19 protein-coding genes are annotated in these 25,183 nt (G+C 72.8%); 5 read left to right on the forward strand and 14 right to left on the reverse strand.

Annotated elements, in window-relative coordinates:
• Positions 1–48: 48 nt before the first annotated feature.
• From MXD62_RS06575 to uvrC, 10 genes are all read right to left on the reverse strand, one after another.
• Positions 49–390: an RNA polymerase-binding protein RbpA gene (locus tag MXD62_RS06575; protein ID WP_020572567.1), complete on the reverse strand. Its 342-nt coding sequence runs from the start codon at positions 388–390 to the stop codon at positions 49–51.
• Between the two features lie 265 nt (positions 391–655).
• Positions 656–2,458, reverse strand: coding sequence for an ABC transporter substrate-binding protein (locus tag MXD62_RS06580; protein ID WP_248828532.1), 1,803 nt, complete (start codon positions 2,456–2,458; stop codon positions 656–658).
• Positions 2,455–2,685 carry a preprotein translocase subunit SecG gene (gene secG / locus MXD62_RS06585; protein WP_018503306.1) on the reverse strand — a complete coding sequence of 77 codons (231 nt, stop codon included), beginning with the start codon at positions 2,683–2,685 and terminating at the stop codon, positions 2,455–2,457. The genes MXD62_RS06580 and secG overlap by 4 nt, the downstream gene beginning before the upstream one ends.
• 260 nt (positions 2,686–2,945) lie before the next feature.
• Positions 2,946–3,758 (reverse strand): triose-phosphate isomerase, encoded by an 813-nt coding sequence (gene tpiA, locus MXD62_RS06590; protein ID WP_248828533.1) that lies wholly within the window; start codon positions 3,756–3,758, stop codon positions 2,946–2,948.
• Positions 3,759–3,809: 51 nt separating this feature from the next.
• Positions 3,810–5,012: a phosphoglycerate kinase gene (pgk, locus tag MXD62_RS06595; protein ID WP_248828534.1), complete on the reverse strand. Its 1,203-nt coding sequence runs from the start codon at positions 5,010–5,012 to the stop codon at positions 3,810–3,812.
• A 54-nt stretch (positions 5,013–5,066) separates the two neighbouring features.
• Complete coding sequence (gene gap / locus MXD62_RS06600; RefSeq protein ID WP_020459667.1) at positions 5,067–6,074, reverse strand: type I glyceraldehyde-3-phosphate dehydrogenase; 1,008 nt, start codon at positions 6,072–6,074, stop codon at positions 5,067–5,069.
• Between the two features lie 237 nt (positions 6,075–6,311).
• A complete protein-coding gene (gene whiA / locus MXD62_RS06605; RefSeq protein WP_041255728.1) occupies positions 6,312–7,298 on the reverse strand; it encodes a DNA-binding protein WhiA in 987 nt (328 codons plus the stop codon).
• 5 nt (positions 7,299–7,303) lie between these two features.
• Positions 7,304–8,410 (reverse strand): uridine diphosphate-N-acetylglucosamine-binding protein YvcK, encoded by a 1,107-nt coding sequence (yvcK, locus tag MXD62_RS06610; protein ID WP_248828535.1) that lies wholly within the window; start codon positions 8,408–8,410, stop codon positions 7,304–7,306.
• The gene (gene rapZ / locus MXD62_RS06615; RefSeq protein ID WP_020459664.1) at positions 8,407–9,276 is read right to left on the reverse strand and encodes an RNase adapter RapZ; all 870 of its coding nucleotides are present in this window, start codon (positions 9,274–9,276) and stop codon (positions 8,407–8,409) included. The genes yvcK and rapZ overlap by 4 nt, the downstream gene beginning before the upstream one ends.
• The gene (gene uvrC, locus MXD62_RS06620; RefSeq protein WP_248828536.1) at positions 9,273–11,369 is read right to left on the reverse strand and encodes an excinuclease ABC subunit UvrC; all 2,097 of its coding nucleotides are present in this window, start codon (positions 11,367–11,369) and stop codon (positions 9,273–9,275) included. The genes rapZ and uvrC overlap by 4 nt, the downstream gene beginning before the upstream one ends.
• 404 nt (positions 11,370–11,773) lie before the next feature.
• Here uvrC and MXD62_RS06625 point away from each other — a divergent pair, with 404 nt between their 5' ends.
• Complete coding sequence (locus MXD62_RS06625; RefSeq protein ID WP_020459662.1) at positions 11,774–12,193, forward strand: SsgA family sporulation/cell division regulator; 420 nt, start codon at positions 11,774–11,776, stop codon at positions 12,191–12,193.
• 35 nt (positions 12,194–12,228) lie between these two features.
• Here the strand turns inward: MXD62_RS06625 and uvrA are convergent, their stop codons facing one another.
• A complete protein-coding gene (uvrA, locus tag MXD62_RS06630; protein WP_248828537.1) occupies positions 12,229–15,126 on the reverse strand; it encodes an excinuclease ABC subunit UvrA in 2,898 nt (965 codons plus the stop codon).
• 459 nt (positions 15,127–15,585) lie between these two features.
• Here uvrA and MXD62_RS06635 point away from each other — a divergent pair, with 459 nt between their 5' ends.
• A complete protein-coding gene (locus MXD62_RS06635) occupies positions 15,586–16,254 on the forward strand; it encodes an MBL fold metallo-hydrolase (protein ID WP_071065520.1) in 669 nt (222 codons plus the stop codon).
• Positions 16,255–16,318: 64 nt separating this feature from the next.
• On the opposite strand, the gene MXD62_RS06640 is transcribed toward MXD62_RS06635, so the two are convergent.
• Positions 16,319–17,368, reverse strand: coding sequence for a galactosyltransferase-related protein (locus tag MXD62_RS06640; protein ID WP_248828538.1), 1,050 nt, complete (start codon positions 17,366–17,368; stop codon positions 16,319–16,321).
• A 344-nt stretch (positions 17,369–17,712) separates the two neighbouring features.
• Between MXD62_RS06640 and MXD62_RS06645 the strand changes: the two genes are divergently transcribed.
• On the forward strand, positions 17,713–18,237 hold the full coding sequence (locus MXD62_RS06645; RefSeq protein ID WP_248828602.1) for a YafY family protein: 525 nt from the start codon (positions 17,713–17,715) through the stop codon (positions 18,235–18,237).
• 25 nt (positions 18,238–18,262) lie between these two features.
• On the opposite strand, the gene MXD62_RS06650 is transcribed toward MXD62_RS06645, so the two are convergent.
• A complete protein-coding gene (locus MXD62_RS06650; RefSeq protein WP_248828539.1) occupies positions 18,263–19,375 on the reverse strand; it encodes a TerC family protein in 1,113 nt (370 codons plus the stop codon).
• Positions 19,376–19,614: 239 nt separating this feature from the next.
• Complete coding sequence (locus tag MXD62_RS06655; RefSeq protein WP_248828540.1) at positions 19,615–20,910, reverse strand: peptidase M50; 1,296 nt, start codon at positions 20,908–20,910, stop codon at positions 19,615–19,617.
• Between the two features lie 304 nt (positions 20,911–21,214).
• Here MXD62_RS06655 and MXD62_RS06660 point away from each other — a divergent pair, with 304 nt between their 5' ends.
• Both MXD62_RS06660 and uvrB read left to right on the forward strand, forming a co-directional pair.
• Positions 21,215–22,894, forward strand: a complete 1,680-nt coding sequence (locus tag MXD62_RS06660; RefSeq protein ID WP_248828541.1) for a helix-turn-helix domain-containing protein — start codon at positions 21,215–21,217, stop codon at positions 22,892–22,894.
• A 95-nt stretch (positions 22,895–22,989) separates the two neighbouring features.
• On the forward strand, positions 22,990–25,116 hold the full coding sequence (uvrB, locus tag MXD62_RS06665) for an excinuclease ABC subunit UvrB (protein ID WP_248828542.1): 2,127 nt from the start codon (positions 22,990–22,992) through the stop codon (positions 25,114–25,116).
• Positions 25,117–25,183: the final 67 nt, after the last annotated feature.

Below are 25,183 nucleotides of genomic sequence, written 5' to 3' on the forward strand. Positions count from 1 at the left end.
ACCCGCGGGGGGGGGCCTCGGCGGGCCGGGGGCCGGGGGGGGCGCCGGTCAGTTGACCGGCGCGCCCCGCAGCTTCGCCAGCGCCTCGGCCAGGATCGCCTCGCCGTCCTTCTCGTTGCGACGCTCCCGCACGTAGGCGAGGTGCGTCTTGTACGGCTCCGTCTTCGGCGGGGCCGGCGTGTTCTCACGGTCCCGCCCGGCCGGGAAGCCGCAGCTCGGACAGTCCCACGTGTCCGGGATGGAGGCGTCGGCCGCGAAGGCCGGTTTCGTCTCGTGCTCGTTGGCGCACCAGAAGGAAATCCGCTGCCGAGGGGCGGTCTCGCCCCGCTCGGCCTCCCCCATCGGCCCTGCCCCGACCCGGCTCCCCCGGATGGCGTTGCCACCTGCCACGGCCCGCGTGCTCCTTCGTCTCGTCCCATGGGTGGTAGCTCGGCGGTCGGCCCCCCGCGGCCGGACCACCCACGTCCGAACCGCCACCGTAGACGTCCTCAGCACCCCCCGGCACTTGTCGAGCACGTCTGTTCCGGAGTGTAGGCCGGGAGGTCCACCACGGGTTGCACCGACCACCCTCACCGGGGCTTCCTAATGCGTGAGGGGGCCCCTAGGGGCCCCCTCACGGGTGTGCGGCTGGTCCCCGCCGCCGGTCCGGAGACCCTCAGGGACCGAGCGAAACCGCTGTGGGATCGGCGGTTCCCAGCGACGGCACGATCGTGAACGCCTGTACCGCCGAGCTACGCAGCCGCGACGTGTGGGTGACCGCGAGGGGCACGACCGCGGCGTCGTTCAGCACCGTTCGCTCCAGCCCGGCCCAGTCCGTGGCGGCGTCGTCCTCGGAGGAGGCCGTCACGGCGGACTCGTAGCGGGCGAGGAGGTCCGGACGGCGGTAGCCGCCGTCAGCCGGCCGGGCGCCCACCCAGGCCTCGTCCAGCAGCGGCTCGTAGACGGTGCGACCGGCGTCGCCGAACCAGTCCGGGGTGATCGTGGTCAGGGCGAGGTCCCAGAACTGCCCGCCCGGGCTCGACGCGGCCGCCGTGTACTGCGCGCCGGTGCGGATGCGCAGGTCGAGGCGGATTCCGGCGCGGGCGAACGCGGCGCGCAGCGCCTCGGCCACCGCCGTGTCGGTGGCGCTGTCCGTGGTCAGCAGGGACAGCGCCGTCACCCTCCCGCCCGGGTTGTTCGCGAGGCCGTCGGCGCAGCGCCGTGAGTCCCCGGAGCCGTCCCCGGCCGGGAAGGGGCTGTACGTCTCGTAGCCGGTCATCGGCGACTGCAGGAGCTGGGCCGTCGCCGTGGCGAGCGTGGGGCCGCCCAGCGCGGCGGCCACCGCCGTTCGGTCGATGCAGTAGGCCAGCGCCTCCCGGGCCTGCTGGTCGCGCAGGGCCGCCGCGGACGGCCCGTTGAGTCCGACGACGAGGACGACGACCGGGCCGGTCGGAGCGACCACGAGCTTCTTGTCGGCACTCTCGACCAGTCGGGCCAGGTCGTCGGCGGGGATGTCGCCACCCAGGGCCATGTCCGCGTCACCGGCCTCGATGCGCGCCGTGATGGTCGCCGGGTCGAGCCCGTCGGTGACGGTGATGTGGTCGGGCAGCGCCCGCCGGATGCCGTCCGAGGAGCCGCTCCAGGCCGGGTTGCGGGACAGCCGGTAGCCACCGCCGGGCTCCGACACGAACCGGTACGGCCCGTCGGAGATCAGGTTGTCGAGGTACTGCTGGGAGTCCGGCGGGTAGGCCAGGGCCTCCAGCGGCACCGGCGAGCTGGCCGGCAGGGCCAGGACGTCCACGAAGTCGTTGACCGGCTTGATCAGGTGGAAGGCGAGGGTGTCGTCGCCGATGACCTCGATCCCGGGGACGGTGCCGCTCTCGATCAGCGCGGGGGCGTCGGCCACCGGCGCCGCGGCGAGCTCGGCGCAGTACTCGGCGAAGCCGACGACCGTCGCCGCGTAGTACCCGCGCAGCGGGGAGGGCGACGGCGGCGCGCACATCCGCTTGAGGCCGCGGGCGACGTCCGTCGCGGTGATCCGGCGCTGGTTCGGGGTGTTCCACCGGGCCGCCGAGCGCAGCCGCACGGTGTAGACGGTGCCGCCCATGGTCACCACGGGGGCGCCGGCCGCGAGGTCGGGGCGCGGGATCGTCGACCTGGCGGTGTCGGCGTCGGCGGGGTAGCTGTAGAGCTGGCGGGTCACCAGCCGGGCGAACGCCCGCTCCCCCGGCTCGTCGGCCCACCCGGGGTCGCCGGTGGGCATCCGCCCGGTCAGCAGGCGCAGCGTGCCGCCGGGCTTCTCGAGCGGGTAGGCGGTCGTCGGCGGCGTGGTCGGGCTCGCCGCCATCGGGCCCGGTGTCGGGTCCGACTCGCCGCTGCATCCCGCGACAGTGAGCAGTGCGACCGTGGTCAGGAGGGCGGTGAGCAGGGCGGCGATCCCTCGGGCATGACCGAGCCGCCGCCCCGGAGAGGCGTTCAATTCTTCAGGAGCAGACCGAGACCGATAATGCAGGTGATCCACAAGAGGGCCACCGCGACGGTGAGGCGGTCGAGATTCTTCTCGACCACGGACGATCCCCCCAGTGACGAGGAGACACCGCCCCCGAACAGTGTCGACAGACCGCCGCCCTTGGCCCGGTGCAGCAACACCAGCAGCACCAGCAGCACACTCGCGACAATCAGGGCGATCGACAGACCGACCGTCATCTAGACCAGCTCCCGCTCCTCGGGGACGTGGCAGGCGACCCGGTGGCCGGGTCGAGCCTCCCAGCGGAGCCTCGCCACCGTCCTACGCACCTCCTCCGCCTTTCCAGCAACGTGTGGTGGGCCCGTATCGTCGCACCCGATCGGGCTACTCGACGATCGTGCAAACGTACATGACGCCGCCCCGGTCGCCGATGTGGCACACCCCGGGACGGCTCGTGCGCGGCCGGCCGCGGGCGCGCACCGGTGGCGGACAGCCCCCGCTACGCCGCCGGACCGCTGCGGATGATGCCGACGAACTCCTCGGCGACCAGGCTCGCACCGCCGACCAGACCGCCGTCCACGTCGGGCATGGTGAACAGCTCGGCCGCGTTGGCGGCCTTCACCGAGCCGCCGTAGAGGACCCGGATGCCGGCCGCGATCGGCTCGCCGTACAGCTTCGTCAGCTGGCCGCGGACGGCGGCGCACATGTCCTGCGCGTCCTGGGCGGAGGCGGTGCGCCCGGTACCGATCGCCCAGACCGGCTCGTAGGCGACGACGAGCGTGGCCGCCTGCTCCGCGCTCACCCCGGCCAGCGAGCCCTCGAGCTGCGCCAGGACGTGTTCGACGTGGGTTCCCGCGGCGCGGATGTCCTCGTGCTCGCCGACACACAGGATCGGCGTGATGCCGTGTTTGTAGGCCGCCAGGACCTTCGAGGCGACCAGCGCGTCGTCCTCGTGGTGGTACGTGCGCCGCTCGGAGTGCCCGACGACGACGTACGAGCAGCCGAGCCTGGCCAGCATCGGCCCGCTGATGTCGCCGGTGTAGGCGCCCGAGCCGTGCGGGGAGAGATCCTGGCCGCCGTAGCCGACGGCGAGCTTGTCGCCGTCGATCAGCGTCTGGACGCTGCGCAGGTCGGTGAACGGCGGCAGGAAGACGACCTCGACCCGCTCGAGCTCGGCGGGCTTGAGGTCGAAGGCGACCTTCTGCACCAGCGCGATGGCCTCGAGGTGGTTGAGGTTCATCTTCCAGTTGCCGGCGACCAGCGTCCGCCGGCCGGTTCCGGCCGACCCGCGGGCGGGTGCCCCCTTCGCCACGTCCCTGCTTCCCTTCCTCGGTGAAAGTGTGGAGATCAGACTCGGTGGTGCTCAGACGTCGAGCGCGGCGAGGCCCGGGAGCGTCTTGCCCTCCAGGTACTCCAGGCTCGCGCCGCCGCCGGTGGAGATGTGGCTGAAGTCGTCCTCCGGGATGCCGAGGGTGCGCACCGCGGCGGCCGAGTCGCCGCCACCGACGACCGAGAAGCCGCCGCCGGCCGCGACCGCCTCGGCGACCCCGCGGGTACCCTCCGCGAACGGCGCGAACTCGAACACGCCCATCGGGCCGTTCCAGAAGATCGTCGCCGCACCGGCGGCCACGCGCGCGAACGCGGCGGTGGATGCCGGCCCGATGTCGAGGCCGAGCCAGCCGTCCGGGATCGCGTCGGCGGCGACGACGGCGGTCTCCGCGTCGGCGGCGAACCGGTCGGCGACCACCACGTCGGTGGGCAGCACGAGCCGGTCACCGGCCTCGGCCAGCAGGTCCTTGCAGGTGTCGATCATCTCGCTCTCCAGGAGCGAGGCGCCGACCGGGTGCCCGAGGGCCGCCAGGAAGGTGAAGCACATGCCGCCGCCGACGAGGAGCGCGTCCACCTTCGGCAGCAGGGCCCGGATGACGCCGAGCTTGTCCGACACCTTCGACCCGCCGAGCACGACGGCGTACGGCCGGGCCGGCGCCGCGGTCAGCGCCCGCAGCACCTCGAGCTCGGTCAGCACCAGCCGGCCGGCGGCGTGCGGGAGGCGCTTGGGCACCTCCGACACGCTCGCGTGGGCCCGGTGCACCGCGCCGAACGCGTCGCCGACGTAGAACTCGGCGAGCGCCGAGAGCTCGTCGGCGAAGGTCGCGCGGGCGACGGTGTCCTTGCTGGTCTCGCCCGGGTGGAAGCGCAGGTTCTCCAGCAGGGCCACCTGGCCCTCGGCGAGCTGCCCGACCACCTCCCGGGCCCGGTCACCGGCGATGTCGCCGCCGCCGTCCCCGGCGAACGCCACCGGGATGCCGAGCAGCTCGGCGAGCCGCTCGGCGACCGGGGCGAGGGAGTACTTCTCCTCCGGGGCCCCCTTGGGACGTCCCAGATGTGAGCAGACGATCACCTTCGCGTTCCGGTCCAGAAGGGCCTGGATGGTCGGCACGCTCGCGCGCACCCGGCCGTCGTCGGTGATGCGCGGCGCGCCCTTGGAATGGTCCAGGGGCACGTTGAGATCACTGCGGACAAGTACGCGGTGACCGGTGACCTGCAGGTCGTCGATCGTCCTCACGCTGGGCTGCTCCGGGGTGGGCGAAGGTGCGATGGACGGGCCGGTTCGCCGGTGTCAGATCCGGGCGGCGACGAGCCCGGTCAGGTCGACGAGCCGGTTGGAGTAACCCCACTCGTTGTCGTACCAGCCGACGACCTTCACCTGGCTGCCGCTGGACATCGTGAGCAGCGAGTCGAAGGTGCACGACGCCGGGGTGCCCACGATGTCGGAGGACACGATCGGGTCCTCCGTGTAGACGAGGTAGCCCTTCAGCGGGCCTTCCGCCGCCGCCTTGTACGCGGCGTTGATCTCGTCCTTCGAAGCGGGACGGGCCAGGTTCACGACAAGGTCGGTGACCGAGCCGTCAAGGACCGGAACACGCATCGCGATGCCGTCGAGCTTGCCCTTGAGGTGCGGGAGCACGAGAGCGGTCGCCTTCGCGGCACCGGTGGTGGTGGGAATGATGTTCTGCGCCGCCGCCCGCGCCCGACGCAGGTCGGAATGCGGGAAGTCAAGGATGACCTGGTCATTGGTGTAAGCGTGGATCGTGGTCATCAGACCACGCTCGATACCGAACGCCTCGTCGAGAACCTTCGCCAATGGCGCGACACAGTTCGTCGTGCAGGAAGCGTTCGAGAGGATATGGTGCTTCGCCGGGTCGTAGACGTCGTCGTTCACGCCCATGACGACCGTGAGGTCCTCGCCCTTGGCCGGCGCCGAGATGATGACCTTCTTCGCCCCGGCGGTCAGGTGCTTGCCGGCCGTCTCGGCCGTGGTGAAGCGGCCGGTCGACTCGATCACCACGTCGACGCCCAGGTCAGCCCAGGGCAGGGCGGCCGGGTCACGCTCCGCGAGCACCTTGATCGTGCTGTCGCCGACGCGGATGCCGTCCTCGCCGACAGAGACCGACTCGGGCAGTGTGCCCAGAGTCGTGTCGTACTTCAGCAGGTGCGCGAGCGTCTTGTTGTCCGTCAGGTCGTTGACGGCGACGATCTCCAGATCACTACGCCGGCTGGCTGCGAGCGCCCGCCAGAAGTTACGACCGATTCGCCCGAAGCCGTTGACACCCACCCGCGTAGCCACGTCCAGGACTCCCCTATGCTCGTGTGCCGTCGTGTGCCAGGAGCCTAGCGAGTCGGGACATCATCGGCGGGAATCCGAACCGATCCATGTCGGTCTCCTCACACCGAGCGACCCGGCACACTCGGCATTTGGTTGAATGCCTCGCCGTTTCGACAATCACCCTATCCCATGGGCTTCCACGGCCACGCCGCGTGCCGGGTCTCTCGCTGTGCCCCGTCCGTGGTAGCGATTGCGTGCTCAGGCGTTCTCGAACAGCTCCGGCGACACACTCGCCTCGGTGTTGGGGATGCCCAGCGCGTTGGCCCGTTTGTCCGCCAGCGCGAGGAGCCGGCGGATCCGCCCGGCGACGGCGTCCTTGGTGAGCGGCGGGTCCGCGAGCGCGCCGAGCTCCTCCAGCGACGCCTGCGCGTGCTCCAGGCGCAGGCGCCCGGCCGCGAGCAGGTGGTCGGGGGCGTCGTCCCCGAGGATGCGCATCGCCGCCTGCACCCGCGCTCCGGCGGCCACCGCGGCGCGCGCCGAGCGGCGCAGGTTCGCGTCGTCGAAGTTCGCCAGCCGGTTCGCCGTGGCCCGGACCTCGCGGCGCATCCGCCGCTCCTCCCAGGCCATCAGGCTGTCATGCGCACCGATCTTGGTCAGCAGGGCGCCGATGGCGTCGCCGTCCCGGACGACCACGCGGTCGACGCCGCGGACGTCCCGGCTCTTGGCCTGCACGCCCATCCGCCGGGCGGCGCCGACCAGCGCCAGTGCCGCCTCCGGGCCGGGCGAGGTGACCTCCATCGAGCAGGACCGGCCGGGCTCGGTCAGCGAGCCGTGTGCGAGGAACGCGCCCCGCCAGGCCGCCGCCGCGTCGCACGCCGAACCGGTCACCACCTGCGGCGGCAGGCCGCGCACCGGCCGGCCGCGCTGGTCGAGCAGGCCCGTCGACCGGGCGAGCTGTTCCCCGTCCCGCTCGACGCGGACGATGTAGCGCACCGACCGCCGCAGGCCGCCGGCCGCGAGCACGGCCACCGACGACGGGAAGCCGAAGACCTCGGCGATCTCACGCCGCAGCCGGCGCGCGGTGGCGCCGGTGTCGAGCTCGGCCTCCACCACGATGCGGCCGCCGACGATGTGCAGGCCGCCGGCGAACCGCAGCATCGCCGCCATCTCGGCCCGCCGGCAACAGGGCTTGGCCACTCGCAGCCTGCTCAGTTCGTCCTTGACGGTGGCCGTCATCGCCGCCACACCGATCACTCCTTGCATTCGCCGGAGGGGATCCGGTGGCCGGAGCCACCGGTGGATGAGCACCCGACACCCGAGGAGTCGGCACAGGCCGCTCCCGGCTGCCGGCCAGGCCAGGCCCGCTGGCCGTCCATCGGACGGGCCGCCGACGGCACCGCCACGGCGCCGTCCTGCGCGAAGACGGCGCGGAACGCGGCCGCGAGACGTTCGGGGTCGTGCAGCGCGGGTTCACCGGGAACCCGCACGGGTGCGAGGTGGAGCCGGGCGCCCAGGTCCGCGGCCGCGCGGGCCAGCGGGTCCGGGTCGCCGACCGCGGCCGGGTCCGCGATCACCACGTCGAGGCGCAGCCCCGGGACGTGCGTGGCCAGGGCGTGCAGGTGGGCTTCGGGGGTGTAGCCGGCCGTCTCGCCCGGCTGCGCCACGAGGTTGAGCACCATCACCCTGCGGGCGTCGGCGCCCGTGATCGCCGCGCGCATGTCAGGCACGAGCAGGTGCGGCAGCACGCTCGTGTAGAGCGAGCCCGGACCGAGGACGATCCAGTCAGCGGCGGCGGCGGCCGCGAGGGCGGCACCGCAGGCCGCCGGCTCCGCCGGGGCCAGGCGTACCCCGGCCACCCGGCCGGGGGTCGTCGCGACGGCCGCCTGGCCGCGGACCTCCGCGGACTCCCCGGCCCGGTTCGGGTCGAGGCCGGTCACATCCGCGACGATGTCGATGCCGGCGCATGACAGTGGCAGCACCCGGCCGTCGACGCCGAGCAGCGACGCCGCCAGGTCGAGCGCGGCCACCGGGGAGCCCGCACGCTCCGCCAGCGCCGTCAGCACGAGGTTGCCGACCGCGTGGCCGGCGAGCGCCCCGCCGCCGCCGAACCGGTACTGGAAGAGGTCGGCCCACGTCTGGGACCACTCGTCGGCGCCGGCCAGCGCGGCGAGGGCCATCCGCAGGTCGCCCATGGGCAGGGCGCCGAGCTCGGCGCGCAGCCGGCCCGACGAACCACCATCGTCACCCACGGTAACCACCGCGGTCAGGTGGCGGGTGATCCGGCGCAGCGCGGCCAGCGACACGGCCAGGCCGTGCCCGCCGCCGAACGCGACGATCGCGGGAGCGTCGGCGGTCACTCGCGGCCCAGATCCCGGTGCACGACCCGGACGCCGACGCCGTCGGCGGCGAGCCGGGCCCCGAGCTGCTCGGCGACGGCGACGCTGCGGTGCTTGCCCCCGGTACAGCCCACCGCCAGGGTCAGGTACCGCTTGCCCTCCCGCACGTACCCCTCACCGACCAGCCTGAGCAACGCCGTGTACTGGTCGACGAACTCCGTCGCGCCGGGCTGCGCCAGCACGTAATCACGGACCTGCGAGTCCCGCCCCGTGTAGGGGCGCAACGCCTCGACCCAGTGCGGGTTGGGCAGGAACCTGCAGTCGGCGACGAGGTCGGCGTCCAGCGGCAGGCCGTACTTGTAGCCGAACGAGATCACGGTGGCGTTGAGCCGGTTGGCGCGCGGCTGGCCGAAGGCGGCGTCGATCTTGGCCCTCAGCTCGTGCACGTTGAGGTCGGTCGTGTCGAGGACGAGGTCGGCCTCGCCGCGCAACTCCGCGAGCAGCGTCCGCTCCCGGTTGATGCCGTCCACGACCCGCTCGTCGCCCTGCAGCGGGTGCGGGCGGCGGACATGGTCGAAGCGGCGCACCAGCGCGTCGTCGGACGCTTCCAGGAAGAGCATCCGCGGGTGCATGCCGCGCGAGTCCAGAGCCTCCACCGCCGCGCGCAGGTCGGAGAAGAACGCCCGCCCGCGCACGTCGACGACGACGGCGATCCGGCTCACCGCCCCGCCGGAACGGTGCCCGAGCTCGGCCATCGTCGACAGCAGCGCCGGGGGCAGGTTGTCGACGACGAACCAGCCGAGGTCCTCGAGGCACTTAGCCGCCGTGCTGCGGCCGGCGCCGGACAGCCCCGTGATGATCGCGAGGTCGAGCGTCGCCGCTGTCACCGGGTCACCCCCGCCGAGTCGATGATCTCACCGGTCAGCGGGTCGACGGCGGGCGCCGGCGCCGCTTCCGTGCCCGGGGCCGACCGCGCCAGAGCGGCGACGATCGCCTCCGCCGTGCGCGGGCCGATGCCCGGCACCTGCGCGATCTCCTCGGCGCCCGCGGCCCGCACCTTCGCCACCGAGCCGAAGTGCCGCAGCAGCGCCTTGCGCCGAGTCTCCCCGAGCCCCGGGACGTCGTCGAGCGCCGAGGCGACCATCGACGTCGACCGCTTCTGCCGGTGGTAGGTGATCGCGAACCGGTGCGCCTCGTCCCGCACCCGCTGGAGCAGGTAGAGGGACTCGCTCGTCCGCGGGAGGATCACCGGCTCGTCCTGGTCGGGCAGCCAGACCTCCTCCAGGCGCTTGGCCAGCCCGCACAGTGCCACCCCGCCGGGCCCGGACTCGATGCCGAGCTCGTCGAGCGCGCGCGCGGCGGCGGCGACCTGCGGCGGCCCGCCGTCGACGACGACGAGGTTGGGCGGGTAGGCGAACCGCCGGGGCCGGCCGGTCTCGGGAGCCTCGTCGTCGCCGGTGGGGGCGCCCGGGTACTCCTCGAGCTCGCCGGTGCGGGCCCGCTCCGCCAGATAACGGGAGAAGCGCCGGTGGACGGTCTCGCGCATGCTCGCCACGTCGTCCTGGCCGTCGACCCCGCGGATGGAGAACCGGCGGTACTCCGACTTGCGGGGCAGTCCGTCCTCGAAGACCACCATGCTGGCCACGACGTCGGTGCCCTGGGTGTTCGACACGTCGAAGCACTCGATCCGCAGCGGGGCGTCAGGGAGCTCCAGCGCCTCCTGGAGGTCGGCCAGCGCGCGGCTGCGCGCGGTGAGGTCGCCGGCGCGCTTCGTCCGGTGCAGGGTGAACGCCTGCTTTGCGTTGCGTTCGACGGTCTCCATCAGGGTGCGTTTGTCCCCCCGGCGGGGGACGCGCAGGTCGACGCGGGCCCCACGGGCCCGTTCGAGGAGCTCGGCGACGGCCTCGGCGTCCGGCGGCAGCTCGGGCACGAGGATCTCGCGGGGGATCTGCGCGGCCGGCGCCGGGTCGGCGGTATCGGCGGTGCCGGAGGTATCAGCGGTGCCGGGGGTATCAGCGGTGCCAGCGGTGCCGGCCGGGCGCACGCCGTCGAGGTACTCCTGGGTCAGGAACTGTTCGACGAGGTCGGCGGTGGTGACGTCCTCGAGCTTGTCGACGACCCAGCCCCGCTGGCCGCGGACCCGACCGCCGCGCACGTAGAAGATCTGGACCGCGGCCTCCAGCTCGTCCTGGGCGAAGGCGATCACGTCGGCGTCGGTGCCGTCGGGCAGGACGACGGCCTGCTTCTCGACCGCGCGGCGCAGCGCCCCGATGTCGTCACGCAGCCGCGCGGCGCGCTCGTACTCCTGCGCCTCGGCCGCGGCCCGCATCTCGCGCTCGAGCCGGCGCAGGTAGCGGCCGGTCTGCCCGGACATGAAGTCGCAGAAGTCGTCGACGATCTGGCGGTGGGCGTCGGCATCGACCCGCCCGACGCAGGGGGCCGAGCAGCGGTCGATGTACCCGAGCAGGCAGGGACGGCCCACCTGGCCAGCCCGCTTGAAGACCCCGGAGCTGCAGGTGCGCGCGGGGAAGACCCGCAGCAGCAGGTCCAGGGTCTCCCTGATGGCCCACGCGTGCGCGTAGGGGCCGAAGTAGCGCACGCCGCGCCGCTTGGGCCCACGCATCACCTGGAGCCGCGGGAACTCCTCGTACAGCGTCACCGCGAGACTCGGATAGCTCTTGTCATCGCGGTAGCGGACGTTGAAGCGCGGATCGAACTCCTTGATCCAGGTGTACTCGAGCTGGAGCGCCTCGACCTCGGTGGACACCACGGTCCACTCCACGGAACCGGCCGTGGTGACCATGTGCTGGGTCCGGGGGTGCAGCGTGTGGATGTCGGCGAAGTAGTTGGCCAGCCGGGCGCGCAGACTCTTGGCCTTGCCCACGTAAATGACCCGGCCATGTTCGTCGCGGAAGCGATACACGCCCGGGGTCTCGGGGATCGAGCCCGGCGGGGGCCGGTAGGACGCCGGATCAGCCATGAGCCGAGCCTACGGCGACCGTCATCCGGCCTGAGCAGTGCCTGCACGTAGCTATTTCATCACGCTGAGCTTCCATGCTGTCGAGGGCCCCCGTCGCTCGCCGATTCCGGCCGTGCGCCGGCGCCGCTCCCGAGGAGCGCCGGGCGGCCGGCGGCGCCCGCGCGGAAGGCCCGCCGACCGGCCCGTCCGGGCGGGCCGGCACCCACCGACGGGCCGCTACCAGGGCCCGGACGGCGCCGTGTGGCCAATTTGTCGCCGGGCCGATCTCCCGTCCGCCTTCGGTCAGCGCCCGGTCGCCGTATGCTGAAGCGCGTCCACTCGGGTGGCGTCACGAGCGAACTGCTGCGACGGTGTAAACCTGCGAGGCAGTTGAACCGGGGAGATCGGGCCGAGGGAGCCGACGCGTGCAGGTGGAGGACGTCACGACGGAGTTCGTCGTTGACGACGCCCCCAGCCGCGGCAGGATCACCGTTCTGCAGATCACCTGGCGCAGCTGTGACCCGCTGGCGGTCGCGCTGGTACTCGTCTCCCGGCCGGATCATCCCGCGCTCCCGCAGGGCCACTGGGTGGCTCCCCGGGACGCGCTGCGGGCCGGCCTGGACGGCCCGGCACCCGTCGGCGACGGGGACGTCCGCATCACGCCCGAGCCGACCCGGGACGGCATCCGCCTCGAGCTGGCCGACGGCGAGCGCCGGTCGGTGGTCGTCCTGGACGCCGCGCCCGTCCGCCGCTTCCTCGAACGCACCGAGCGGGTCGTGCCCGCCGGCGAGGAGCACCCCGAGGTCGCTCTGGACGCCGTCCTCGACGACCTCCTCCAGACCTGACTCCTCCGGACCTGACCGGGCACGGCCGCACGCCGTCACAGCGCGGCCGCGCCGGCGAGCTTCGGCCGTGACTTCGGACGGGCGTCGACCCGATCGCCGAGGATCTCCCGCAGGAAGGCGCCGGTGTGGCTCTCGGGCACCGCGGCGACCGTCTCGGGAGCTCCCTCGGCGACCACCCGCCCGCCGCCCGTCCCGCCCTCCGGGCCCATGTCGATGATCCAGTCGGCGGTCTTGATGACGTCGAGGTTGTGCTCGATGACGATCACCGTGTTGCCGGCGTCGACGAGCCGGCCGAGCACGCCGAGCAGTTTCCGGATGTCCTCGAAGTGCAGGCCGGTGGTGGGCTCGTCCAGCACGTAGACGGTCCGCCCGGTGGAACGTCGCTGCAGCTCCGAGGCGAGCTTCACCCGCTGCGCCTCACCGCCGGAGAGGGTGGGCGCCGACTGGCCCAGCCGGACGTAGCCGAGGCCGACGTCGTTGAGCGTGCGCAGGTGCCGGGCGATCGCCGGGACCGCCGCGAAGAACTCGGCGGCCTCCTCGATCGGCATGTCGAGCACCTCGGCGATGTTGCGGCCCTTGAAGTGCACCTCCAGCGTCTCCCGGTTGTACCGGGCGCCCGCGCAGACCTCGCACGGGACGTAGACGTCCGGCAGGAAGTTCATCTCGATCTTGATGGTGCCGTCGCCGGAGCAGGCCTCGCACCGGCCGCCCTTGACGTTGAACGAGAACCGGCCCGGCAGGTACCCGTGGACCTTCGCCTCGGTCGTCTCCGCGAACAGCCGGCGGATGTGGTCGAACACGCCCGTGTACGTCGCCGGGTTGGACCGCGGGGTCCGGCCGATCGGTGACTGGTCGACCCGCACCGCCTTGTCGAGGTGCTCGAGGCCGGACACCGTGCGGTGCCGGCCCGGCACCTCGCGCGCGCCGTTGAGATGGTTCGCGAGCACGCTGGCGAGGATGTCGTTGACCAGCGTCGACTTGCCCGAGCCGGAGACGCCGGTGACCGCCACCAGGCAGCCGAGCGGGAACGACACCGTCACGTCCCGGAGGTTGTGCTCCCGGGCGCCGTGCACGGTCAGTGAGCGCGACTTCGTCGGCGCGCGGCGGATGTCGGGCACCGGGATCTGCCGCCGACCGGAGAGGTAGGCGCCGGTCATCGACTCCTCGCTGCTCAGCAGCTCCTCGACCGGGCCGGAGACGACCACCCGGCCGCCGTGCTCACCGGCGCCGGGGCCGATGTCCACCACCCAGTCCGCGGCACGGATCGTGTCCTCGTCGTGTTCCACGACGATCAGCGTGTTGCCGAGATCGCGCAGCCGGACGAGGGTCTGGATGAGACGGCGGTTGTCCCGCTGGTGGAGGCCGATCGACGGCTCGTCGAGCACGTAGAGCACGCCGACCAGCCCCGAGCCGATCTGGGTGGCGAGGCGGATCCGCTGGGCCTCCCCACCGGCGAGCGTGCCGGCGGAACGGTTCAGGGACAGGTAGTCGAGGCCGACGTCCAGCAGGAAGGCGAGCCGTGCGTCGATCTCCTTGAGGACCCGCCCGGCGATGGCCTGCTCCCGCTCGCTGAGCTCGACGCCGCGCAGGAATGCCGCGCACTCCCCGATCGACATCCCGGAGACCTCGGCGATGGAGCGGCCGCCGAGCGTGACGGCCAGCGACTCCGGTTTGAGCCGGGCGCCCCGGCACGCCGGGCAGGGCACGTCGCGCATGTAGCCCTCGTAGCGCTCGCGGCTGCTGTCGGACTCGGCGTCCGAGTGGCGGCGGCGCAGGAAGGCCATCACGCCTTCGAAGGACGTGTAGTAGGAGCGCTTGCGGCCGTAGCGGTTCGTGTAGCCGACGTGGATCTCGGTCTCGCCGCTGCCGTGCAGGATCGCCTTGCGGGCGCGCTCCGGCAGCCCCTCCCACGGGGTGTCCATCCGAAAGCTGAGGTCCTCGCTGAGCGCCGTCAGCAGCCGCTCGAAGTACTCCTTGTTGTGCCCGCCGGCCCACGGTTGGATCGCGCCCTCGGCGAGCGAGAGCGTCGGGTCGGGCACGACGAGGTCGGGGTCAACCTCCTTGCGGGTTCCCAGACCCGAACACTCCTGGCAGGCCCCGAAGGGCGAGTTGAACGAGAACGACCTCGGCTCCATCTCCTCGAAGGAGAGGTCGTCGTACATGCAGGCCAGGTGCTCGGAGTACATCCGCTCCCGGTCGGGGTCGGCCGGATCCCGGTCGACGAAGTCGAGCAGCACCAGGCCGCTGCCGAGCTTGAGCGCCGTCTCGATCGAGTCGGTGAGGCGGCGCTTGGCCGACTCCTTCACCGCGAGCCGGTCGACCACGACCTCGATCGTGTGCTTGCGCTGCTTCTCGAGCTTGGGGCGCTCGGTGAGAGCGACGACGGTGCCGTCCACCCGGACCCGGGCGAAGCCGGAGCTCTGCAGCTCGGCGAAGAGGTCGGCGTACTCGCCCTTGCGGCCACGGACGACCGGCGCCAGGACCTGGAAGCGGGTGCCCTCGGGGAGCTCCAGGAGCCGGTCGACGATCTGCTGCGGGGTCTGCCGGGCGATCGGGCGGCCGCACTTCGGGCAGTGCGGGTGGCCGACCCGCGCATACAGCAGCCGCAGGTAGTCGTAGACCTCGGTGATCGTGCCCACCGTCGAGCGCGGGTTGCGCGAGGTCGACTTCTGGTCGATCGAGACCGCGGGTGACAGGCCCTCGATGAAGTCGACGTCCGGCTTGTCCATCTGGCCGAGGAACTGGCGGGCGTAGGCCGAAAGCGACTCGACGTACCGGCGCTGCCCCTCGGCGAAGATCGTGTCGAAGGCGAGGCTCGACTTGCCCGAGCCCGACAGCCCGGTGAAGACCACCAGGCCGTCCCTGGGCAGGTCGAGATCGACGTCACGAAGGTTGTGCTCACGTGCTCCGCGGACGACAAGACGGTCAGCCATCGTCAGGTCCCTCGTGGTCTTCGGTCGGGTGTGGGTGACAGTCGGATACAGGTGACAGTCAGGTTTGGGTGACATCAGGTTTGGGTGACATCAGGTGTGGGTGACAACTGTCGCGGCCTGCGGCAGGCATGCTACGGACGGATTTGCGGCCCGTTACGCGGCCCCGCGGGCAGGCGCCGCGCCCCGGGCCCGGCTCCGCAGCGGCACCGGATCAAACGCGCGTTCGAACACGACCGACGCTACACGCCCGGGCCGACATGCCCGCACCGGCGGTGCCCGGCTCCGCGCAGGGGAACCCCGCGGGCCACATCCTTGTTCCGTCGAGGGCACACGGCGGTCACGCCGATCAGAATGGATGCGCTCCGCGGATCATTCCACGTCACCCGGCCGCCATCACGGCGGTCCGGCCACGGACGGATCCGCGCGGACCAGTCCACGGAGAGATCGAGGAGAACCGTGATGAACATCGGCGCCGGATACACGGGCGAGGTCACCGTCGGCGGGCCGGCGGACACCCGCGAGCTCCCGGACCTCACGATCACCAAGGTGGCGGTCGGCCCGTTCGACAACAACTGCTATCTCCTGCGCTGCGCCGCGACCGGCGAGCAGCTGCTCGTCGACGCGGCGAACGAGACCGACACGCTGCTACGCCTCGTCGGCGACAGCGGGTTGGCCACCGTGGTGACGACCCACCGGCACGCCGACCACGTCCAGGCGCTCGAGGAGGTCGTCGCCGCGACCGGGGCCCGCACCGTGGCGCACCCGCTCGACGCGCCCGCCATCCCGGTCCCGACGATGGACCCGGTCGTCGACGGCGACGAGGTGCACGTCGGCGAGGTCACGCTGCGGGTCGTGCACCTCGTCGGGCACACGCCCGGCTCCGTGGCCCTGCTCTACGACCAGGACGGCGACGCCCCGCACCTGTTCACCGGCGACTGTCTGTTCCCCGGCGGCCCAGGGAACACCTTCGGGGACGCCGCCGCCTTCGCCACCCTGATGGACGGCCTCGAGGCCAAGGTGTTCGGTCCGCTGCCCGACCGGACATGGATCTACCCGGGCCACGGAAAGGACACAACACTCGGCGCCGAGCGCCCGCACCTGGCCGAGTGGCGCTCCCGCGGCTGGTGAGACGGCGATCAGCCGCACCCTGCCCGGCGGTCGGCTGTACCTGACAGTCGGCTGTACCTGACGGTCAGCGGTACCCGGCGGTCACCTGTGGCGACTGGTCCGCGCGGGACACCCGGGGCGCCCGGGGCGCCGGCACCTGCCCGGGCGCGGCGGTGTCCATCCGGCCCAGGTCACGGCGGGTGGCGACCGGAACGGCCCGCCAGCGGGACCGGGTGGCGGGCTCCCAGCGAGGCTGGACCAGTCCCGTCGCGACGCCGGACAGGATCCTCGACGCGCGCAGCGCGTCGTGGATCCGGCCGGTCGCGAGCTTGCGCAGCGCCAGCGCCGCCAGCTGCGCCACGTGGACGGCGAGCCAGCCCCGCCCGAGCGTGTCGCCGTGGCGCCGCGCGTAGATGGCGGCCGAACGGCCGAGTTCGGCGTACATCAGGCCCGCGCGGCCGACGGTCCCGCCGCCGACGTGGGTGACATGGCAGCAGTCGTCGATCCACGCGATGCGGCCACCGGACGCGTGCAGCCGGGCGAAAAGGTCCGTTTCCTCGTAGTACATCCAGTAGGACGGGTCGAAACCGCCCATCCGGAGGAACGCCTGGGTACGGATCGCGAAGAACGCCCCGACGGGATAGCAGAGCTCGGGCCAGCGTTCCACCGCGGCGACCTCACCGCGCACCGCCGTGTACGCATTCGTACGGATACTCGGAAGCACCGCCGCGCTCCGGCCGGAGAGGCCGGTCTCGGCCCGCACCGGGAAACCCACCACGTCCGCGTCGGCGGGTATCGAGCCGAGGATATCGGGAAGCAGGTCCCTGGTCCGCTCAGGCATGGTCACGTCGCTGTTCACGACGAGCAGCCACTCGGGCGGGGACGCGGGCCGCGGTTCCTGCGCCGGGCCGGGCCGCAGCGCACGGAGCACGGCGATGTTCACAGCCGTGCCATATCCGACATTCCCGTGCCCCTCGTACAGCTCAACGCCCGCGGGCAGGTCTTCGTGCACCGTGCCGGGCCGGTTCTCGACCAGCGCGACCCGGCAGCCGGTAGCCCCGGCCAGGGTCGCCAGAAGACAGTGGAGCTGGGGTGATCCACCATAGGAGACAACAACGGCCAGAAGGTTGTGCATAGTCCGCCTTGAAGGAGAAACAGAGGGATTCGGGAAGCTCGGATGATCCCGGCAGCCTCAAAACACTAACGTGAGCGCCACACTGTCGCCCACATGACAATCGGCGCGTCGCCGAGTCATAAATTCGTATTAATAATAGGTAGCTCTCGCCGGCCGGTACGCCGCCGCCGGACCATGTCCGAGCGGGGCGGCCGGCGCTCCGCCCTGAAGCGTGTTGCGCCAGCAGCGCATGGGCTGGCTCAGCCGACTCGCTTCGATGGTCCGCGGACCCGGGCCGGGTCGACCTCGCCCCGGATCGGGTGATCGGCGGGCAACGGAGACATCGCCGTGGCACCGTGTTTGCCATGGTCCGCGCCCTGCTGCCGCCGGTGGCCCTCACCGAGAAGCAGGCCGCGGCAGTGATGGCGGCGCTGGCCGCGCTCCAGGACGGCCCGTTCGCCGCCGACGCCGCCGACGCGCTGGGCGCCGTCCTCGACGCGCTGGGCGTGACCGGCACGGCCGCCCGCGAGGAGCTCACCGAAAAGGCACGGCGGATCGGCACGGACCCGGTCCGCGCCCTGCGGGGGCCGGTGGCCACCGTTGTCGAGGCGGCTCTGCTCGACGGAGTCGTCATCACGATCGACTACGTCGACGCCGCCGGCGCGGTCAGCGAGGGACGTCCGGTGGAGCCCCGGCTGATCGGTTTCACCGGAGGCCACTGGTACCTGTTCGCGTGGTGCCTGCGCCGGAGCGGCCCACGCTGCTTCCGGTGGGACCGGATCACGCGCGCGGAGGCGACGCGGACCCCGGTCCAGGAACGCGACACGATCGCGGTTTTCGGGATCCCGCCCACCGGGACCCACCCCGCGCCCGCCCGTCGACCCGCCTGAACCAGGTCCGCCTCGCCGGCGGCGGCTAGCGTCCCGAGTCCGCCGCGTTGGCCGCCGGTGCGTCGGCCCGGGTGTCCGTGCCGGTCACCAGATGACCGCCATCGCCGGCCCCGCTGACTCCGACGGCCCCACTGAGCCCGCCGACCCCACTGAGCCCGCCGGCCTCGCTGGACCCGCTGAGGCCGCCGACCCCACCCTCGTGGCCGTCCTGGCCGCCGTCGCCGTTCTCGGCGGGCGGCTCCGTCGTCAGCGACCAGACGATCGCCCCGGCCAGCACGACCGCGATCACCGTGAGGGACAGCCAGATCGGCATGTGCCAGACGTCGGTGAGCAGCATCTTCACCCCGATGAAGGCAAGGATCGCGGCGAGCCCGGTCGCCAGGTGGTGGAACTTCTCCATCAGCCCGGAGAGGAGGAAGAACAGCGACCGCAGGCCGAGGATGGCCAGCGCGTTGGCGGTGTAGACGAGGAAGGTCTCGTTCGTCACGCCGAGCGCCGCGGGCACCGAGTCGAAGGCGAACAGAACGTCCGCGGTCTCGACCGCCACCAGCACGGCGAGCAGCGGCGTGGCGATCAGCTTGCCCGCGCGCCGCAGGACGAAGTGCTGCCCCTCGTAGGCGTCGGTCACCGGGATCACCCGGCGCAACAGCCGGACGGCCCTGCTCTGCCCGGGGTCCATGTCGACGCCGTCGTCGCGGACCATCTTGAACGCCGTGTACAGCAGGAAGGCGCCGAAGATGTAGATCACGAAGCTGAAGTTCTCGAGCAGCGCGATGCCGGCCGCGATGAACAGGAAGCGCAGCACCAGAGCGCCCAGCACGCCGTAGAACAGCACGCGGTGCTGGTACTCCCGCGGGACCTTGAAGTACGAGAAGATCAGCGCGAAGACGAACAGGTTGTCGACCGAGAGGCTCTTCTCGAGCAGGTAGGCCGCCGCGTACTCGCCGGCCGCGCCGGGGCCCTGCCAAGCCCAGAGGACGAAGGCGAAGGCCACACCGAGCGACACCCAGCCGACGCTCCACCACGCGGCCTCCTTGAAGCCGATGACGTGCGCTCTGCGGTGCGCGAGCAGGTCGATGGCGAGCAACAGGAGCAGGCCGCCAATGAAGGCGGCCCAGGCCCAGGCGGGCACATCCACGGAATCTCCTTCGGGTGGTACGGGGGGGCGCGGCCGGTGGCCGCGGTCACCGGCGGGGCTCACGGGCCCCGCCGGGAATGCTGTGCTCTGGTCCGCCGGGCGCCGTTGCCAGCAGCGTGACCAGAGCGGGTTCAGGACGGGCCGCCGAGCCCGCGCCGCGCGGGCCGCTCAGGCCCGGCGGCGGTGGGGACGTCCGCCGGGAACCCGGCGGGACCGGGCTCTCGGCGCGACCGGTGAGCTCACCGGCGACGGCGGCCGAAGCTGGCCGGGGTGACCACCCGGCCGTGCAGCGGCGCGGTCTCCAGCGCCCGGGCCAGTTCGCCCGGGCCCACGGTGCCCACCATCCCGGGCAGGCCGTCCGGGCCGTCAGCGACGACGACGATCACGCCCGCGGCGGGCCGGTGCGCCAGCCGCGACGCGACCACGGCGAGCGGCTCCTCCGGACGGGCGGTGGCGACCCGGTCCAGCGGGATGGTCACCCGGGCCACCCGGGCCAGGTCGCGGTCGTCCGCGGGCACCGCGGCCAGATCACGCAGCAGGGTGACGCCGATCAGCGGCCCGGCGAAGTCCCGGACCCCGAACACCGAGGCGCGGGACGGGAGCACGGTCTCGTCCAGCGCGGCGGCGACCGTCTTCCAGGACGGCAGCGCCTCCGGGGCGGGGATCATCACGTCACGGACGAAGACCCCGCGCAGCGCGGCGGAGGTGCGCTCCTGCGTCTGCGCGAGCCGGGACGTCCCGAGCGCGAGCCAGCCGAGGAGGATCGCCCACAGGCCGACCAGCCCGACCAGGAAGGTGGCCGCCGCACCGAAGACGATCAGGGTCCACCCGGTGATGACACCCGCGCGGGCCACGGCCGCACCCGCGGCCGCCTCGTCACCGGTGCGGCGCAGGACCCGGGCGGCGAGGATCCGCCCGCCGGCGCTGCGCGGTGCGGGCAGCAGGTCGACGACGGTGATGAGCAGGGCGAACGTGCCGACCCAGAGCGCCAGCTCGCCGACCAGGGCGAGCGTTCCGCCGGGGGCGAGCGCGCCGGCGGCGACCAGCACCATCCCGGCGAGGGCCGTCACCGTCAGGCCCGCACGGGCGACGGCGGCGTCGGCGAGTGCGTCACCGCTGGCCGGGGCGAGCGGGTCACCGGAACCGGCCGGGCCGGTACCGCCCAACGGGGCGCTACCGCCCAACGGGCCGGTACCGCTCAGCGGGCTGCCGTCGCCCCGGTCCGTCGAGCGGTCGCGTGCGGGTGCGAGGCCCAGCCGGCTCCCGAAGGCGCCGAGGGTGATCCCGGTGACCGTGATCCCGGCCCTGCGCGCGGCGGCGGCCCGGGCCAGGTCGGCCCCGAGCAGGATCGCGACGAGCAGACCCGCGCCGAGCACGCCCCCGCTGAAGTAGGCGAAGCCCGGACGGCCCGGCACGGTGGCGGGGAGGGTTAGCGCGCCGAGCAGCACCGTCACGACCGCCACGGACACGAACAGGCCTGGGCGCACCGCGATCGGCGGCAGCGCCGTGGGGCGGGAGCCGTCCTTCGTGGACATGTCTCGGGTAGATCCTTTGCCTTTCACCGTCAGTCACTTCCGTCGGGGGCTTCGTGTTGCCGTGGTGGCACCTGGACGGGGCGATGATCGCGGCGCCGGGCGGCCGACGGGCGGTGCGGGGATCGTCCCCGCGAGGGGCCGGATCCGCTCCGCGTCGGCCTGCCGTGGGCGCCCCGCAGGGCCCCGTACCAGGCTCAACGCTCAGCCTGCCCTTCGGTGTCCCGGCAGACACCGTCCGGAGTCCGCGACTTTGTCTACGATTTCCTTGCCGATACTCGGCAGCCGAGCGGGGGGAGATCATGAGGTGACGAAACGGGATCAAACACCCAGGCCGGTCTTCCCGGACGACGACCAGCCAGCCGGGCTGCCCGGTACCAGCCTCACCCGGCTCCCCCGGGCCGCCGTGCTCGCGGCGGCCGACGCCCGCCTGCACGCCGGCCTGCTGGGCAACTATCTGGAGGTGCTCGCCTCCGCGGCCGACAGCGGCCGGCGGCTGTCCCGCGCCGAGCTCGACGTCTTCCGGGCGCTCGGCCAGGCCGCCGCCGAGTCCGGCGCCTCGCTGCCGGCGCTCGTCGACCTCTACCTCTCCGCGACCTGGCGGATCTGGCCGTCGCTGCCCGTCGTCCGCCAGGCCGACCGGGACGCGCGCGACCTGGGACGGACGCTGCCGGCGGTCCTGGACGGGCGGGTGCCGGCCGTCGCCCACGCCGAGCACTCCCAGCACACCGAGGACGGCGGTGATCCCACCGATCTCAGCGGGCTGACCGTCGGGGCGGTCTCTCGAACCCGCGCGGCGGCGTCGGCCGTCCTGCGGGCCAGCGACGACGCGGTCGCGGCGGTGTGCGAGGGCTACGAACGGGCCCGCGCGGCGCGGGCGCGCTCGGAGGAGGCGATGCGCCGCGAGCTGGTGGACGACCTGCTCACCGGCACCTCCGAGCTCGGGCCGCTGCTCGAGCGGGCGGCTGCCTTCGGGCTCCGGCTGGAGGCGCCGCACGTCGTCCTCATCGCGGCGGGCGGGCGGCGCTTCCTGGACGGGCGGGCGGTCGTGCGCGGAATCGAGGAGGCGCTGCGCGCGCAGTGCGCCACGGAGCCCCTCGTCGCGACCAAGGACGGGCTGCTCGTCTGCGTCGTCCCGCAGGAGACCGACCTGATCCTGCCCGTCCCGCCCACGGCGGCGATCACGCCGGACGACGGCGCCGCACCGGACCGCCGCCCCGCCGCCGGCCCGACGGCCGGGTCGGCCAGGGCCGGGGTGACCAGCGTGAGCGATCCCGCGTCGGGACGCCACCATCCTGTGCATCACCCCGTGCACGCCCGGCCGGACGGCGGCTCCGGGCACCCGAGGGCCGACCGGCCGACCCTCGACCGGGAGATCGCACGCCCACGGGCCACGGCGCCGCGGGGCCGGCGCCGGATGGACCCGCCCGGCCCGGGCGACGCCGGGTTCGCGCCGCTGCCGGCGTTCTCCCCCGCGGACGCGGCGCCGTCCACCGCCATCAGGGCGGTCACCGGGCGGCTGGGGGTGGAACCGGAGCTCGTGTGGCGGCTCGGGGTCAGCCGGCCCCGCAGCGGCGTCGCCGGCGTGCGCATCGGCTATGAGGAGGCCCGCAACGCCGTCGAGCTGGCCGGGCGGATGCGGCTGGACGGGCAGGTCGTGCACGCCGACGACCTGCTCATCTACAAGGTGCTGCTCCGCGACCGGGAACCGCTGGAGGAGCTCGTCGAGGCGGTGCTCAGCCCGCTGCGGGCGGCGCGGGGCGGCGCTGGGCCGCTGATCGAGACGCTCGACGCCTACTTCGCGACCGGCGGCGTGGCGCTCGCGGCAGCCCGCCGGTTACACCTGTCGGTGCGCGCGCTCACCTACCGGCTCGACCGCATCCACGCCCTGACCAGGCATGACCCGACCTCTCCGACGGACCGGTACGTCCTGCAGACCGCGGTGCTCGGCGCCCGGCTGCTCGGCTGGGAGGGCACCTCGCGCTGAGGGACACCGCCGCGTGGGGCCGCCGGGTGCCACCGCCGAGGTGGCCGGGAACCGCCGCCGGGAAACTGTCGGAGGCGTGTGGTGTTCTGGAACTCGTGAGCACAACGTTCGAACGCCCCACCACGGACTTCCAGCGCTCGGCCGCGCCGTTCGAGGTCGTCTCGGATTTCGCCCCCTCAGGCGACCAGCCGGCGGCGATCGAGGAGCTGGCCCGCCGCGTGCGGGCCGGCGAGAAGGACGTCGTGCTCCTGGGCGCGACGGGCACCGGCAAGTCGGCCACCACCGCCTGGCTCGTGGAACGCCTGCAGCGCCCGACCCTGGTGATGGCGCCCAACAAGACACTGGCCGCCCAGCTCGCGAACGAGTTCCGTGAGCTGCTGCCGAACAACGCCGTCGAGTACTTCGTCTCCTACTACGACTACTACCAGCCCGAGGCGTACATCGCGCAGACCGACACCTACATCGAGAAGGACTCCTCCATCAACGAGGAGGTCGAGCGGCTGCGCCACTCGGCGACGATGAACCTCCTCACCCGGCGTGATGTGGTCGTCGTCGCCAGCGTGAGCTGCATCTACGGTCTGGGCACCCCCCAGGAGTACATCGACCGGATGGTCCGGCTGCGCGTCGGCGACGAGATCGAGCGCGACCGCCTGCTGCGCCGCTTCGTCGACGTCCAGTACGCCCGCAACGACCTCGCCTTCACCCGCGGAACGTTCCGCGTGCGCGGCGACACCGTCGAGGTGTTCCCGGTCTACGAGGAGCTCGCGGTCCGGATCGAGATGTTCGGCGACGAGATCGAGCGCCTGACCTACCTGCACCCGCTCACCGGGGAGATCGTCCGGGAGTCCCAGGAGGTCTTCGTCTTCCCCGCCACCCACTACGTCGCCGGGCCGGAGCGGATGGAGCGGGCGATCGCCGGCATCGAGGCGGAGCTCACCGACCGGCTGGCCGAGCTGGAGGGCCAGGGCAAGCTGCTGGAGGCGCAGCGGCTGCGGATGCGCACCACGTACGACATCGAGATGATGCGCCAGGTCGGCTTCTGCTCCGGCATCGAGAACTACTCCCGGCACATCGACGGCCGGGCCGCCGGCACGGCCCCGCACACCCTGCTCGACTACTTCCCGGACGACTTCCTGCTGGTCATCGACGAGTCGCACGTCACCGTGCCGCAGATCGGCGGCATGTACGAGGGCGACATGTCCCGCAAGCGGAACCTGGTCGACCACGGCTTCCGGCTGCCGAGCGCCATCGACAACCGGCCGCTGCGCTGGGAGGAGTTCCTGGAGCGCATCGGCCAGACGGTGTACCTCTCGGCGACCCCGGGCCCCTACGAGCTGGGGCGCGGGGACGGCGTCGTCGAACAGATCATCCGGCCGACCGGCCTGCTCGACCCGGAGATCGTGCTGAAGCCGACCAAGGGCCAGATCGACGATCTCGTGCACGAGATCCGGATCCGCGCGGAACGCGACGAGCGGATCCTGGTCACCACGCTGACCAAGAAGATGTCCGAGGATCTCACCGACTACCTGCTCGAGCTCGGCATCCGGGTGCGCTACCTGCACAGCGAGGTCGACACCCTGCGCCGGGTCGAGCTGCTGACCGAGCTGCGCCGCGGCGAGTTCGACGTGCTCGTCGGCATCAACCTGCTCCGCGAGGGCCTCGACCTGCCCGAGGTGTCGCTGGTGGCCATCCTCGACGCCGACAAGGAGGGCTTCCTGCGCTCGGACAAGTCCCTGATCCAGACCATCGGCCGGGCCGCCCGCAACGTCTCCGGCCAGGTCCACATGTACGCGGACAAGATCACTCCGTCGATGAGCAAGGCCATCGAGGAGACGAACCGGCGCCGGGAGAAGCAGATCGCCTACAACACCGAGCGCGGTCTCGACCCGCAGCCGCTACGCAAGAAGGTCGTCGACATTCTCGAGGACATGGTCCGCGAGTCGGCGGGCGAGGAGATGATCGGTGGCGGTGGCCGGGCGCAGTCCCGTGGCAAGGCCCCGGTACCCGGGATGAAGTCGAAGGCGGGGGACGCGGTCGGCCGGTACGCGGCGGAGCTCGCCGGCATGCCGCGCCATGAGCTCGCCCAGCTCATCCGCCAGCTCGACGACCAGATGCACGAGGCCGCCAAGGAACTGCAGTTCGAGCTGGCGGCCCGGCTGCGCGACGAGGTCAACGAGCTGAAGAAGGAGCTGCGCGGGATGGACGCCGCGAACGTCCGGTAGCCGCGCGAACGCCCGGCGCCGAAACCGGGCCGGGGGCCGGGCCACCGGCGGAACCCGGGCGCCTGGC

This window comes from Frankia sp. Mgl5, assembly GCF_023242985.1.
Taxonomy (GTDB): domain Bacteria; phylum Actinomycetota; class Actinomycetes; order Frankiales; family Frankiaceae; genus Parafrankia; species Parafrankia soli.